This is a genomic window from Hungatella hathewayi WAL-18680, assembly GCF_000235505.1.
Lineage (GTDB): Bacteria > Bacillota > Clostridia > Lachnospirales > Lachnospiraceae > Hungatella_A > Hungatella_A hathewayi_A.
Genome location: NZ_JH379028.1, coordinates 51,918 through 67,731 on the forward strand (window position 1 = coordinate 51,918; position 15,814 = coordinate 67,731).

Genomic DNA, 15,814 nt, shown 5'->3' on the forward strand with positions numbered 1-15,814 from the left:
CCAGGACAGTTCCTACTGTCTGCCACGGAACTCCCTGGGCGTCATCCCAAAGGCTTTCTTGAAACTGCGGTTAAAATACGACAGGTTCTCAAACCCGGTTTCCTGGGAAATGTCCAGAATGCTGGAATTGGAGGAGAGCAGCAGCCGGGAGGCCATGGTGAGCCGGTAACCATTCAGATAGCTGGTAAACGGTTCCCCCACCGCCGATTTAAAAAATTTCATAAAATGAGACTGGCTGAAGCCGCAGGCTTCGGCCATTTCTTTTATCGTAATCTTCTCCATATAGTGAGTCTCGATATATTTGAGAATCAGCTTTGTCTTTTCCAATGATTTGTCATGTCTGGCCGAATGGCTGCTGTCCCCGGACGCATGGGAAAACAGCAGATAAAACAGCTGGAACAGATGTCCCTTCACCCCCAGCTGGTAAGCCCTTGGCCGTTTGTCGCAGAGCGCGTCCGCATGGTCTAAGCAGGCCGCCGCCTCCTCATACCAGCCGCATTCCCCAGGCCGGAGGCAGGAGGACACAAACAGCTGCCGTTTCAACAGCGGAGCAAAAAACTCCTCCATCCCCACATCCCCCTGCCGTGAGGAGAACATGCCAAGCTGGAAGATAATATTTTCATATTCCATAGTAAACTGCTCCTCCTGCTCAATAGTATGGAGCTGCCCCGGCACAATCACCAGAATATCCCCCGCAGCCACGTGATACACCGTAAAATCGATTGAGACGATACCCCGCCCTTTCTTAATATAGACAATCTCCATTTCATCATGCCAGTGCAGCGGCACCCTGGAAAAGTCTAAAGGGATGGAGCAGGGATAGGTGATATAGGGGAAGTCCGACTGCCCGTGTTCTTTCTTTTCTTGATAGTTTTCGTATTGGATAATATTCATATAACCACCTTTAGGGGAAATCACACACTTGGAATAATAGTATTGTACCATATGCAGCTAAAGAATTTCAAGGAAGGGAGCGTAAAAACGGTGGGAAAGCCGTTTTCACAGTTATTCCCACCGCTTTTAAGAGCAGCATATTAAATTTCTTTTATCGCTTCGTTTTTCCGTCCCATACACCGTTCGCATCTACATAATAGCCATCCGGTGTGATTTCATTTCTGTACAGACGTCCTCTTGTTCCGTCAGAAACTTCATTGAAGTAATAATATTTTCCGTCAATGATAGTCCAGCCGGTTTCCATAGCACCCTGAACATTATTTTTAATTGGGTTTAAATAATAAGTATTTCCTGACTCGTCCGTATACCAGCCGGGAACCATGAATCCGTCTGCATCAAATAAGTACCAGTCAAACATGCTCTGGCCTTTGCTGACATCAGCAAATGGGTTATATGCTGCTACCCATCCACCTGCGAAATCCTTGCCATCCTGTCCGGTTAAACGCCATCTGCCATCCGCCTGAATTTTCCAGGTTCCTTCAACGGTATAGGATGGAACAATGACATTGTGAATCACTTTCGTGGTTCCCTTGTAAGCACCAGGCAGCCATGATTTGTAAGTCGTAGACCCGGAGGAACTGTTGCTGCCGGAGGAATTGCTGCCTGTATAGGTCCAGTGGGCATATACAGTGCTGTCTTTAGTAAAAATGGTATCAGTTGTTACGGCGTCACCGTCTGTGACAGCCGTAAACCAGCCGTCAAAGGTGTAGCTGCCGTTTCTGGACGGAGTCGGAAGACTGGCGGTTAATTTGCCAGCTTTATCCGTTTCGACACTTAAAGGAGTTACCGTACCACCATTGGCCTGGAGAGTAATGATAAATGATTTATCCTTCACTTTGATAGTATGGTTGGTACTGTCGAATCTGGCCATCTTGTCAACAGCGCCTGCTCCTGTCAGTTTTATATGTTCTGTGTCACCGGAAACAGCTTCTGTTGCGATAACGCCGCTTGTATAGTTGGCTGGCAGTGAGACATAAACGCTGGAGCCATCTGCTAAATCAGGATTAATTATAAAGTTGTCCACGCCGTTTGCAGTGCCAGTTGAGGCAGCTCTCGCCAGCTTAGTGACGGTGACGGTATTAATGATGATACCGTGATTCGCAGAACTGCCAATGACAGCCTTACCGCCCACCGTGATTGATTTAATACCGGTAACTGCCGCCACTGCTTCTTTGCCATCCTCAAATCCGCCGCCGTATATATCGGAGGCTACTGTGCCGCCGATTATCGTGACAGAAGTATTGCCGGTTACGGATGCCGGTTTCAGGGTACTGTAACCACCGCCCACGATGGTATTAACCTTTCCGCTGTTCATGGTAATTTTTGTATTGCCGGTGAGCTCTGCATTGCCGTATCCGCCGTAGATAGTCCAGCCGGAGAGGTCAGAGCCATCGTCGGGAGCATTTTCAATATTGGCGCCCTTCAGGGACAGTTCATCCGTGTCTTTTATGCCATTGCCATTGGTATCAATGATAATGGTAGAAGTGCTGTCACTGGTTCCTGTAATCAGAAGCGGAATCCCGTTTGCATAAACATGATGTGCTGACGCTTCCACAGTTGGAGCGTCGCTGACATGAAGGATATTGTCGCTGCTGTTGAAACTTATCATTTTGTTATCTGAACCGTCACCAGTCAACTTTACATAAGTGTGGGTGTTAGGCTTCGCGTTGGTGGCAATGGTCCCACTCTTATAACCGGATGGAATGACTACATTAAGCTCCGCCCCTGTGGCCAGTGAAACGCTATCGGAAATAGCAAATGCATCCACGCCGTTGGAAATAACCGTGTTTCCATCTCCATCATCACCACCGTTGAGGATAATGCCGGTTTTCTTGGCCTTGTCACCGATTTTAGCTGTTCCGCCTGCCGTAATCGTTCTGCTGCCGGTTACATCTGCAATGGCTTTGGATTCTGCATGGCCGCCGCCATAAATACTGCTGACTTCGCCCCCAGTTATGTTAATGACCGTATTTTTCGCGATAGTTGCATCTTTCTCTTCTGCACTGGCATAGCCGCCGCCAACAATATCTTTCAATTTGCCGCCAATCATGGTGATTTGAGTGCTTCCAGTCAGTTTTTCGTCGAGAGAACCGCCGTAGATTGTCCACTCTGAAAGATCGGTGTTGTCATCGGGAGCGTTGCTGAGGCTGGCTCCTTTCAGTGACGGTTCGTCGCTGTCTTTTTGACCGTTTCCATTGTTGTCAAGATAAATGGTCGTATTTCCACCTGCGCCGGTGATGAGGAGTGGTTTTCCATTGGCGTAGACGGTATGTTTCGCAGCATCAATCGTTGGTTTTATATCTTTTTCCAGAATAAGCTGGTTATCCTCGTACTTGAGGGACATATTTTCCGCACCATCGCCCGTTAAATTGACGAATTTCTTGTCTGCTTCAATTGCGCTGGTGGCGATAACCGTGCCGTTTTTGATTCCTTTTGGCAGCTTGGCATAAATTTTTGCGCCTTCTTCTAAGTTGGGCTCTATCTCAAAGGAGGTAACACTTGCAGAAATGTTTTTATCATAGTCTTCGGGGTCAATGATGACAATACCGTTGCCATCAGAATCGCCAATCTTGGCTTTATTACCCACAACGACCTCGGTTTTGCCTAGTACAGAAATCCAGAAAATCCCTGTCTCCCTAATATTGGCCAATCCGTAGACATTGCCGCAAACCGTACCGTTAGTGATAGTAATCAGGATATTACCATATATATGAATAGCGCCGTTGATGTGTGATTCACTTTCAACTTCCCCGGCACCGGCAACATAACCGGATATGGTACCTCCGTTTATCGTTACGGAAGTTACCGTTCTTCCCGCAGTTCCCCCAGATCCCGCAGTTCCCATGTCAGCCCAGCCGCTTCTGGTTGCATAGCCGCCGCCATAGACATTTTGTGCAATGGTGCCGCCACTGATGGTGACGGATGAGTTGCCTAAAACGCTTGGTAACGCCCCTCCCCATTCTGCGTAACCGCCTCCGTAAACACTTCCGGTAATTTCGCCGCCGCTGACTTTGACATCTGTGGTGCCATGAACAATTGCCTTTGGCTTGGTATATTCTGACGTTGAGCCAGGTGCTTCCCCGCCTACTGCACATGAACTGCCATAGACGTTGTTAACTTTTCCGGGGCCGGATATGGAGACTGATGTACTGCCTTCAATTTCGGCAATCCCGTATATTTCGTCAGTGCTGTCTATGTGGCCGCCGCCAAAAACATCGTTCACATTGCCGCTGGTACTGATAATGATGCTTGTACTGCCTGTTATATTCGAGGTGGAACGCTGTTTCGCATGGCCGCCGCCATAAATATTACCATTGACTGTGCTATCTCCGGTTATGACAATTTTGGTATTTCCGCCTATTTTTGACCGTACTTCTTTATTTTCCGCAAGTCCGCCACCATAGATAGGGCCATTGACAAGGCCTCCTGACACGGTGACGCTTGTGGAACCTGTTACGCCGTATGGTAATGGGCTGACGACTTTTGTATCGTGATGGCCGCCACCGTAGATTTTGCCAGTTTTACCGCCAGTCACTGTAATTTCCGTATTGCCCTCTAGTTTTGCTTCATGGCAGCCACCATAGATGTTTCCTACGGTTCCGCCGGTCATGGTGATTTTGGTGTCACTTGTAATATCTTCCCCGTTACTTCCGCCATAAATGGGGAAGGAGATAGAACTGTTATCAGCGGGAGCGTCGTAAATATTGGCGCCGGCCAGTGATAATTCACCGTCATCCTTTTTCCCATTGCGGTTTGTGTCCAGATAAATCGTGCCCTTTCCATCGGCTCCGCCTTCAATATATAAAGCCGTGCCGTTTGCGTAGAGGGTACCGGAATCGAAGGAAGGCTTTAATTCCTGATAGGTAACCAGTGTATCGTTATCGCTATCGAACTTGAAAGAAAGCCGTTCATGTCCTTTGCCAGCCAGTACGACATAGTCTGCGTCGGTGGATACGGCATCAGTAGCCAGGACTGTATCTACCGGGTAGTCAGTCGGAAGGATAACGACAATTTCAGAATCCGATTCTAAATCGGGACTGATGGTAAATGTATCTACTCCGGTGTCAGTATAGTCCTCTTTTTCAGGGTCCCCACCGTTTAGCCGGAGTCCCCAGTTATTTGTGTTATTTCCTATTTTGGCCTTGCCACCTACGGTGACGGAACTGCCGCCTGTGGTTGCCGTGGCAGATTTGTCAACGCAGACACCACCGCCGTAGACATCCTTTTCAACAACGGCGTCGGTAATTGTGATAGATGCTGTGCCTTCCACAGATGTAGTTGATTTGGAGGCGCCACACATACCACCTCCGGCAACGGAACCGACTGTGCCACCACAAATATTAACTTCCGTATCTTGTGTGACAATAGAAGTTACATTTGTCTCTGCCCGTCCGCCACCGAAGATGGTGGAGACCTTGCCTCCATTCATTGTGATGGATGTACTTCCGTTAACAGAGGTTTTGGGAGGATTTGATGACATATTCTTGATTGCAAGCCCACCACCATAAATGGAGTTGAGAGTTCCGCCTTCCATGGTGATACTTGGATTGGCAGTTATTTCAGTATCTGTATCCGTACCTTCACTGCCTCCGTAAACGGAGTAAGCGCTCAAATCGTAACCGGCTTCGGAAGGAGCATCGTCACCTATTGTTAGGAATTCATCGTCATCAATGGAGTTATTCCCATCCGCATCATAGAGAATGTTGGTATAGGGATTTCCATTGGTGTCGGTAGATGTGCCAGCCACAATCCGAAGTTCAATTCCATTTGCAAAAATATTCTTGTTGCGTACCGTTGGCGCAGGGGAAGATTGTGATAACAATGCTATTTCTGTAAAAGATACAAGTGTCATCAGCTTTTCCGTATGTTCTGCGTCAATTAGAGCTTTGTCCTCATCAGAAAGCGCATCGTAAGCTTTCTTCGCCGCGAGTATCCTGTTTTTTAAAGAAGCGGCTTCCTCGGAACTCATATTATCCATTTCTTCTATTTCTTCCATGGATGGCAGGGCGTCAATCAGGGCAATTACGTTATCGACGGATAGCTTTAAGGTGTTGTCCGGAACTACGGTTACTGTGATTTCGGGCAGATTTACACCGTCCTCCACTTTGTAATCCTTGGTTAGAACAGGTGCAAAACGGAAAGTGCCGCCTTTGGAATCGTAGGATGCCGTTTCATTGGTTGTGTCTTTGGCGGAAACAACTTTCCACTCTACATCGATGATGAGTTCTTCTTCCGTTGATTCCGTGGCAGTCCATGTGTCATTTTCGAGGGTCTGTTCCAATCGATAGCCTGTTGCATTCAAGGCAGCTGGCAGATTCAGGTCATCACGCTCTGTTCCTGCTGGCACGGTCTGTATGCGTACGGACTCGTCCAAAGCCTCAAAACCGGTAATGACAGTCGTGCTTTTTACGTCGGCATGGTCATTGCCGGTACCGGTACTGCTGTCTGACTCCGTACAAATTTGACAGTCATAGGTACAGGGGGAAGCGGGTACATAGCCACAATCCTCGTCATGGACATGAGGGCAGTTCAATTTTTGGGTAATGCATCCGCTTTCTACGGTACATTCGTGGGTGCATATGAGTGTCCTCTGGGTTTGTGCCTGTGGTGGCGATGCCTGGCTGGGGGAATCATTGTCATTTTCCTCGTAGCATTCATCGGTATGTTTGTGTATGCATTTTTCCACTGTCTCATAGCATTCATCCGTATGCTCATGGGAACAGGGGCTCCCTGCCGAATAGCCGCAATCTTCGTCATGCGCCGGATGGTGCTGGCACAGTCCGCTGTCTGTACTGGTGTCCTCCACCGCATATGTGGCTGCCGGAAGTGTGAAAATCATAGCGGCAGAGAGGATGAGTGATAGAACTTGTTTTGATAAATGTTGTTTTCGCTGCTTTTGTTTTTTCAAGTGTTGTTTCCTCCTATGTTCATATTACTATGTAATTTAAGAACATAGTATCATAGAGTGAGGCATGAAATTGGCTTTTGGGGTGAATAGTATTGGTACCGTGGCAAATAGGGGGGGGGTAATTGAAAAGAGAAAATTGATAGAATAGTATTATATTTGGAAATGATATGACAAGAAAAACCGTAGTCATAGTATTACAATGTCTATAACAGGAAATCATAGATTCAATGGAAACCCCGCCGATTCGCCGGGAGATTCTGAAAGGAGTTTTAACAATGATGAATGTAACCGATTATGTAAAAGCTAACTATGGAAAAGAGATAGAACACTGCACCAACGAGGAATTATACCACGCCCTGCTCTCGATGACCTCCCGGATGGCGGAGGAGAAGAAGAGCAATGAGGGAAAGAAAAAGCTGTACTACATTTCCGCGGAGTTCCTCATCGGTAAGCTGTTGTCCAACAACATGATTAATCTTGGCATCTACGAGGAGGTCAGGGAGGAACTGGCGGCTCACGGCAAGGATATCTGTGCGGTTGAGGAGGCAGAGCCGGAGCCATCTCTTGGAAATGGCGGTCTCGGCCGGCTGGCGGCCTGCTTTTTGGACTCCATCGCGACGCTGGGGTTAAACGGGGACGGTATTGGTCTGAACTACCACCTGGGTCTGTTCAAACAGGAATTTGAGAACAATCTTCAGAAGGAGACGAAAAATCCGTGGATAGAGAAGCACAGCTGGCTGAAGCGCACCGAGATTTCCTACCCGGTGACATTTGGCAATCTGACGGTTCATTCCAGGCTGTACGATATCGCTGTGACCGGGTACCACAACCGGACCAACCAGCTCCATCTGTTTGACATTGAGACGGTGGATGAGGGCATTGTGACGGACGGCATTTCCTTTGATAAGGAAGATATCAAAAAGAATCTGACGCTGTTTTTGTACCCGGACGACAGCGACGAGAAGGGCCAGCTGCTGCGCATTTTCCAGCAGTATTTCATGGTCAGCAACGGGGCCAGATATATTCTGGATGAGTGTGTGGCCAAGGGCTGTAAGCTCTATGATTTGCCGGATTACGCGGTGATTCAGATTAATGACACCCACCCGTCCATGGTGATTCCGGAGCTGATCCGGCTGCTGATGGAGCGGGGCGTTGAGCTGGATGACGCCATCGCGATTGTGTCAAAGACCTGCGCTTACACCAATCACACCATTCTGGCCGAGGCGCTGGAGAAATGGCCGATTGCCTATTTGAAGAAGGTGGTTCCGCAGCTGGTTCCAATTATTGAGATTCTGGATGATAAGGTGAGAAGGAAATTTGACGACACCAGTCTGGCCATCATTGACAAGAGCGACAGGGTGCATATGGCCCACATGGATATCCATTACGGGTTCAGCGTCAATGGCGTGGCATACCTCCACACGGAGATTTTGAAGGAAAATGAGCTTCACGGCTTCTATGAAATCTATCCGGAGAAATTTAACAACAAGACCAACGGCATTACCTTCCGCAGATGGCTGCTTCACTGCAACCGGCCGCTGGCGAATCTGCTGGAGGAGACGATTGGGGACGGCTTCAAGGAAGACGCCATGAAGCTGGAAATGCTGGAGAAGTATAAAGATGACGAGGCGGTTCTCCAGAAGCTGCTGGATATCAAGATGCGCAACAAAAAAGAGTTGAAAGAGTATCTCAAGAGAACCCAGGGAGTGGAGATTGATGAGAACTCCATCTATGATATCCAGATTAAACGTCTCCATGAATATAAGAGACAGCAGATGAATGCGCTCTATGTCATCCGCAAGTATCTGGAGATTAAGGGCGGCAAGCTGCCGGTGAGACCAATCACGGTTATTTTCGGGGCCAAGGCGGCGCCGGCTTATGTGATAGCCAAGGATATTATCCACCTGATTCTCTGCCTTCAGGAACTGGTGAATCATGACCCGGAAGTCAGCCCGTATTTGAAGGTGGTCATGATTGAGAACTACAATGTGACCCAGGCGGAGAAACTGATTCCGGCCTGCGACATTTCCGAGCAGATATCTCTGGCATCGAAGGAGGCCAGCGGAACCGGGAATATGAAGTTCATGTTAAACGGCGCCGTGACGCTGGGAACCATGGACGGGGCCAATGTGGAGATTGCCGAGCTGGTTGGGAAAGAGAATATCTATATCTTTGGGGAGTCCAGCGAGACGGTGATTGAGCATTACGCCAAGGCGGATTACTGCTCCAGGGATTACTACGAGGAACATGAGGATATCAAGGAAGTGGTGGATTTCATCGTGGGACCGGAGCTGATGGAAATTGGGCAGAAGGAGAACCTGGAGCGGCTTTACAAGGAACTGCTGAACAAGGACTGGTTTATGACCCTGCTTGACTATGAGGATTACGTAAAGACCAGGGAGCAGGCGTACAGCGACTACGAGGACCGGATGGCCTGGGCGAAGAAGATGCTGGTGAATACCAGTGAAGCCGGTTATTTCTCCTCCGACAGAACCATCGCGGAGTACAACCGGGATATCTGGAAACTGAAATAATGGATGGAAATAAATAGTTAGAAGGATTAGACACCTGCACATGGCAATGATATAATGTGTGCAGGTGTTTTTTTGAATTTCATATCAAGGAGTTTAGACTATTATGCAGAAAAAAATTGCGATTATCAACGATATATCCGGTTACGGCCGGTGTGCGGTCACGGTGGCGCTGCCGATCATTTCCACTCTGAAGGTTCAGTGCTGTCCGGTTCCCACCTCCATTTTTTCCAACCACACGGCATTTCCCAGCTATTATCTGGACGATTACACGGAGAAAATGCAGCCCTACATCAATGAGTGGAAGAAGCTGGGGCTGAAATTCGAGGGGATAGAGACCGGTTTCCTGGGGTCCAAAGAGCAGATGAACATTGTGATTGGGTTCCTGGGGGATTTCAGGAAGGAGGGAACTGTGGTTGTGGTGGACCCGATTATGGGAGACCACGGGAAGACCTACGCCACCTACACAAAGCCCATGTGCGAGGAGATGAAACGGCTGGTGGGCTATGCGGATATTATCACGCCCAATGTGACGGAAGCCTGCATCCTGACCGATACGGCTTATCATGAAGAAAAATGGAAGATCAAAGATATCGAGGCCCTGGCCAGACAGCTTGGCCAGATGGGACCTGGAAAAGTGGTCATCACCGGCATCCCCCAGGGCGAGTACATTGCCAACTACTGTTATGAGCGGGATGGGGAGGCCAAACTTCTGCGCACCCTGAAAGTAGGCACCCAGCGCTGCGGCACCGGAGACATTTTCGCCGCCATCATCACCGCAGATGCCGTAAACGGAGTCCCCTTTCAGAAGTCTGTGAAAAAAGCGTCAAACTTCATCAAGAAATGCATCCAGAAGTCCATCGAGATGGAAATCCCGCTGACAGACGGGGTGTGTTTTGAGGAACTGCTGGGGACGCTGCGGTAAGTGGGGAACCGTGGGATTTTTGTTGATATTTGATACGATTCCTGGCTTGTCAGGACAGTGATAAGCCAGGAAAAAATAATTCTTGACTTCCAGTCGTAAATCGACTATGATAAATACACATTCAGAGAGACATCTGTTCTCTCCGATTCCTTGTAATCTTTGCAGACTCTGCAAATATTTCAAACAGTTTTAACTAAGAAACAGTTTTAAGAAGGAGAGTGATGCGCAATGGGGGCCTTTGTGTGGGATTGACAATACACGGAAGGGAGAAGCGCTTATGGCGGAATTGGATTATACAATCAATCATTTAATCATGAAGAAATCGTACTTTGCTGATTTGATAAATGGCGGCATCTTTCATGGGAAGCAGGTATTGAAGGCGGAGGAGCTGGAACTGATGCCGGATAAATCAGGACTGCTCTACGTGGACAGCAAAGGGAAAAAACGTACCCTGCATCGGTACCGGGATGTAGTGATGAAGGCACCGTTTGGAACTTATTTTGTGGTTATGGCATGTGAGACACAGCGTGAGGAACATTATGCAATGCCTGTGAGAACCATGATTTATGATGCTTTGAACTATATGGAGCAGCTGCAGGAACTGGAGACAGTGCATAAGGATAAGGGAGAGTTGAAAGACAGCAAAGAGTTCCTGTCAGGCATCACCAAGGAAGACAGGATTGTTCCGGTTATCAGTGTGGTGCTGTATCTGGGGGATGACTGGGATGGGAACAGATGTCTGTATGATATGATGGGAATCGATGAGCAGCAGACCCAAACAGAAGATATGGAAATGCTTCGAAACTACATACCGGATTATCATATCAATTTGATTCAGGCAAATCAGATAGAGCATGTGGAGAAATTCAAAACGGATTTACAATACATTTTTGGTATGTTAAAATATAATACAGAGAAGACGTTACTATACGATTACGTAAAGAAAAACCGGGAAGCATTAAATCATATGGATGCGGACGCAATGATGGCGATGTGGTCACTGCTTGGAGAGCAGAAGCGTTTGCAGAAACTGATTGGTGGAGAGGAAGGAAAGGAGAAAAAAGATATGTGTAAGGCGATTGATGAATTGATTGCGGATGGAGAAGCGGCAGGAGAAGCCAAAGGCGAGCGCCGCCTTTCAGAATTGATATTACTCCTAACCAGGCAGAAACGTCAGGATTTGATTGTGAAAGCAGCCTCGGATGAGAAGCTGCGCAAAAAATTATATGAGAAATATCATCTTTAATTGTTTTCCATGAGAAAGTAGAATACAGGTACCTTTCGACTATGATGTGTGAATCATCAGCAGCCGGAAGGTATTTTTTTGTTGTTTAAGTGTATCGGGATGCTGATTAGGTGCAACCCAACAAATCCGGTAAAAAATCGTATAAAATAAGAAATAAAGATAATAGAATACAAATCTTTTGGGGAAATTTTCTAATTTTAAGAGAGGAGGTTGTCATTTATGGTGAGCATTATTTGTACCAATGACAGAGCGGGAGAAGAGAGAAGGCTGGTTTATATGACCGGTAATCCGGTTAGAAGGGGGTGGAAGCAATGGGGAATCAAGTGATTGACAGATTGGTAATGCTGGCGAAACGCCATTCGCTGTTGAAATATCCGGTGCTGGTGATTTTACTGCTTGGCTGGGGGATTCAGAGCGTAGGGGAGAAATCCCGTCTGCAGATGCGAAGAGTGACCGCAGGCCTGTTATCCGCCTGCATGATGTTGACGATGATGCCGGTGACGGCCTATGCAAAAGAAGGCGGAGAAACGCCGGATGGCAGGGTAATCCTGTCTTTTGAGGAGCTTGCGGACGATGTGAAATACCAGACAGTGCCATATGGCACTGAAGAACATGCCCTGGTTCTGCCAGGTACTCTGAAGGTTCTGGTGAGCGATGAGGAGCAGGAACCGGATTGGGAAACTGCTACCTTATCGGAGGCGTATAAAGAGAAGGAATCTGCCTCTCCTAAACACGCCAGAATTACCGGTGTAAAGTGGGAGTGTGACGAAAATTATAATAAATATACAGGGGGGGTATTTCTGCTTTACACCTGTATTGCCGGAACCATGGACAGTTGGACCTGATGCAGAATTGCCAGTGATTACAGTGACCGTGGAAGAAGATGAGACTACGTCATCTCCAAATCTGATACCGCCATCACCGGGGACGGTGCCGTCTGCCACCCCATTTGACGCGGATGACACGGTAACGGACCTGATAGATAGAATCGACGCGATGCCTGACGTGGACAGCATTTACGAAAATATGGCCGGCGACGAGGACCCGGAGTTCCCTCAATGGGTGGCGGGTATGCAAAATCTGCTGGCAGAGATTGAGAAAGTAAAAACTGCATATGACGGTCTTTCAAAAGCGCAGAGAGCGCTGATTGATGAGGAACACACGGACAAGCTGCTGGCCTTGGCTGATTTTGCGGCGATGATGGCAGAGCGGATGGAGCTGGATGAAAGAGGGACGCTATGCGCCTATATTGGAAGCCAGGGATACTCTACGCTGGCAGAGGCATTTGCGGCGGCGGACAGCGTGGATCCGATGAGTCCAACGGTGATTGAGCTGGCGTTTGACCAGGAACTGTTGTCTGCCATCACTCCTCCGGCGGATAAATGTATCAAGCTGACCAGTCAGGCCGGCGGCCCCTATACATTGTTGAGAAGCGGCGGCTATACGGGAAGCAGAGCCAGCCTGATTTCCATGAGCGGAGGACTGCTGATTCTGGAAAACGTGATACTGGACGGAAATGGGACCGTGACAGGAACGGCGTCAGTGGAAAATTTAATAAAAGTGGTGAATGCGGAGCTGATACTGGAGGACGAAACAATCCTGCAAAATAACAAAAACAGCGCTGTCAGTATTCAGACAACCGGTTCCAATACGGCGGTTGTGACGATGAATGGAGGGAAAATAACGGGTAACAGCGCTTCCTATGGAGCGGCCGTGAAATTTACAAACAGCGGCAATACAAAGTTTGTGATGAATGACGGGGAAATCAGTGGTAACGAGGCGGTGGAAAACGGCGGCGCCATCTCTGAGGGAGGTTATTCCGCTATTCCAACCATAGAAATTCACGGTGGAACAATCAGCGGTAATGCCGTAACCGGGACAGATTCCAGCTCTACCTTCGGCGGTGGTATTTACAGCAATGGCACGCTGATTATCACAGGAGGGGAAATTACCGGAAATTCGGTTCCAAGCGGCCGTGGAGGCGGCATTTTTAAGACCGGCGGAGCAAGCAGGCCATTTACGATGACCGGTGGTTCTGTCCACGATAACATTGCCCGAACAGGCAATCCTAGTGGGGGCGGCGCAAATATTTTCTTCAACAGCGGTACCTTTACCATGGGCGGAGATGCCGATATTCCCAATGAGATGTATCTCAGAGTGAAAGATACGGGTTCCACATGGACTATCACATCCGCGCTCAAACATAATCTGGAGATTGAGGGAATCGGTGACGACGCGGTTTCCAATACCCTGGTGGCCACGGGCGCCGTATCGCCTGCTTACACCATCACAGAGGATGATTTAGCGAAACTTTCTTACAAGGGAGGTGCCTTTGACCTTGTACTGGATAAGGAGAATAACCAGATAAAGCTGGCGAAACCCGGTTATAAGGTTAACTATCACCTCACCGGTGTGGAGGGGGAAAATCTGTTGCCTGTGAGGGTAGAAATCGGACAGCGTTTATCGGTTTCATTTATTGCTACGGATGGATACAAGCTTGAGGCAGAAGAGGTGATTGTGAAGGTGGGAGGTAACCTGCTGACTCCGGGCAGGGATTATCAGCTGAATAATTTTGAATCCAATTGTGCTATCTCGATTAAAGCGGAGAAGATAACCGGAGATGTGGACATCACGGTGGTGGCAGAAGCGTTGGCGGAACTTACCGGAACGGTGACCATCAGCGGCATTTTAAAATACGATCAGACGCTTACCGCTGCACTGAGTGAAAGTAATAACACCGGAAGGCTGAGTTATCGATGGAAACGTGGAGAAAATGTAATCGGTGCAAACCGTGACTATATCACCGTGAAGGAGGATATCGGTCAGGTTATCACCTGTGAGATAAGCAGCACGGTGGAGACCGGTTCTGTCAGTGGAAGTACGAAAGGCGTCATAGCCAGGGCGGACAGCCCGGTGCCGGAGGTTACATTTGCCTTCGACGGTGAGCATGCAAACCGTCTCTGGGGGTCCGACGAGACGATGGAATACAGTCTGGACCGCGGTGGCAGCTGGATTGTCTGTGCGGATAATACGGATTTGACGGCGTATTTGATGAGCATGACAGTGGAACATGGCATCCAAATCCGGGTGAAAGAGAGCGAAACCCATGTGCTTGGCCAGGTATTGACGATTGACCTTGCGAAAGGGCCGTCAGTCACAGGTGTGACGGCAGCAGGCTGTACCACGGCCGCCAACCAGGATGGCCAGCTGATGGGTGTGACGGCGGCGATGGAGTACAAAAAATCGGACGCATCTGTTTGGATACCTGGAACCGGCAGTGTGATTACAGGTCTTGCAAACGGTGTCTACCAGGTGCGTGCCCGGGCGGCGGGAACCGTCTTGGCCGGTGACAGTCTGGAGGTTACGGTTGGGGCATACATTCCGGCGCCGGGAGGAGACACAGATGACTCCAGCGGTTCCGGTGACTCCGGCAGTTCCAGCGGCTCCGGCAATTCTGGTGACTCCGGCAGCTCATCCGGCAGCAGTTCCGGAAGCACCGTAGAAGTTATCCTTCCTTCCTACACGCCACCGGCAGTGGCACCGGTGGATACAAACGGGACACCGGATGCTCCGGTTACGGTGAAAACTGAGATGAAAGTCCCAGCTGGCCCAAATGGGAACATATCCGTATCGATTCCCGACAAAGCGGTGGAAGAATCAATAAAAAAGGCAGCGGAGGAATCTGAAAAACGTGGTGTCACCGGGCGCAGCGTGTTTGTGGAAATAAAGATAAATACCGGGAACCAGGCGGTTCATTCCGCCACGGTCAATCTGCCCAAGGTGACTCAGGAACGCATTATTAATAATCAGGTGTCCCAGTTTACCCTTGTGTTAGACAGTCCTGACATTGTGCTGGGGCTGAATCTGGCTTCCGTGCAGGAATTCTATAAACAGGCGAACGCGGACATTCAGATAAGTGTCACAAACCTGTCGGGAGATTCCTTAAACGAAAGCGGAAAAGCACTGTTTGAGACCCGGCCGGCATATTCCCTGACTGCTTCCTATTGGAACCCACAGAAACAGGCAGCAGACACTATAACCGGTTTTGGAAATGGACGGCTTCTGCTGGAGCTTCCATACCGGCTGAAGGAAGGGGAGACGGCAGGAGCGTTTCAGATTGCCTGTCTGAGAGAGGACGGTCAGATAGAATATCTGCCGGATTCCATATATATCCCGGAGCGGGAAGTTTATACCGTTCAGCTGAGTCATTTATCGGTCTATGGGATTGTCAAAAAGAAAGAGACCGGCCT

The 15,814-nt window shown here is 48.7% G+C and carries 6 protein-coding genes and 1 pseudogene; 5 read left to right on the plus strand and 2 right to left on the minus strand.

All coding sequences use genetic code 11. The annotated features are described in order from the left end of the window. Positions 1-12: 12 nt before the first annotated feature. Together HMPREF9473_RS16230 and HMPREF9473_RS16235 are read right to left on the minus strand one after the other, a co-directional pair. Complete coding sequence (locus HMPREF9473_RS16230; protein ID WP_006781246.1) at positions 13-894, minus strand: AraC family transcriptional regulator; 882 nt, start codon at positions 892-894, stop codon at positions 13-15. A 151-nt stretch (positions 895-1,045) separates the two neighbouring features. After that, the gene (locus tag HMPREF9473_RS16235; RefSeq protein ID WP_006781247.1) at positions 1,046-6,862 is read right to left on the minus strand and encodes an InlB B-repeat-containing protein; all 5,817 of its coding nucleotides are present in this window, start codon (positions 6,860-6,862) and stop codon (positions 1,046-1,048) included. 278 nt (positions 6,863-7,140) lie between these two features. Between HMPREF9473_RS16235 and HMPREF9473_RS16240 the strand changes: the two genes are divergently transcribed. From HMPREF9473_RS16240 to HMPREF9473_RS27810, 5 genes and pseudogenes are all read left to right on the plus strand, one after another. Beyond that, entirely contained in the window at positions 7,141-9,396 is a 2,256-nt protein-coding gene (locus tag HMPREF9473_RS16240; RefSeq protein WP_034859697.1) for a glycogen/starch/alpha-glucan phosphorylase, read from the plus strand. A 103-nt stretch (positions 9,397-9,499) separates the two neighbouring features. Next, positions 9,500-10,318: a pyridoxamine kinase gene (locus tag HMPREF9473_RS16245; protein ID WP_006781249.1), complete on the plus strand. Its 819-nt coding sequence runs from the start codon at positions 9,500-9,502 to the stop codon at positions 10,316-10,318. 277 nt (positions 10,319-10,595) lie between these two features. Beyond that, positions 10,596-11,564: a hypothetical protein gene (locus tag HMPREF9473_RS16250; RefSeq protein ID WP_006781250.1), complete on the plus strand. Its 969-nt coding sequence runs from the start codon at positions 10,596-10,598 to the stop codon at positions 11,562-11,564. A 311-nt stretch (positions 11,565-11,875) separates the two neighbouring features. Next, positions 11,876-12,409 (plus strand): hypothetical protein, encoded by a 534-nt coding sequence (locus HMPREF9473_RS16255; protein WP_006781252.1) that lies wholly within the window; start codon positions 11,876-11,878, stop codon positions 12,407-12,409. A 13-nt stretch (positions 12,410-12,422) separates the two neighbouring features. Continuing rightward, positions 12,423-15,814, plus strand: a pseudogene (locus tag HMPREF9473_RS27810) (hypothetical protein); the annotation flags it as partial.

What these genes read in the sequence shown, in the direction of transcription:
- HMPREF9473_RS16230 (WP_006781246.1), bottom strand. Translation starts at nt 894, where the DNA reads ATGAATATTATCCAATACGAAAACTATCAAGAAAAGAAAGAACACGGG.
- HMPREF9473_RS16240 (WP_034859697.1), top strand. Translation starts at nt 7,141, where the DNA reads ATGAATGTAACCGATTATGTAAAAGCTAACTATGGAAAAGAGATAGAA.
- HMPREF9473_RS16245 (WP_006781249.1), top strand. Translation starts at nt 9,500, where the DNA reads ATGCAGAAAAAAATTGCGATTATCAACGATATATCCGGTTACGGCCGG.
- HMPREF9473_RS16250 (WP_006781250.1), top strand. Translation starts at nt 10,596, where the DNA reads ATGGCGGAATTGGATTATACAATCAATCATTTAATCATGAAGAAATCG.
- HMPREF9473_RS16255 (WP_006781252.1), top strand. Translation starts at nt 11,876, where the DNA reads ATGGGGAATCAAGTGATTGACAGATTGGTAATGCTGGCGAAACGCCAT.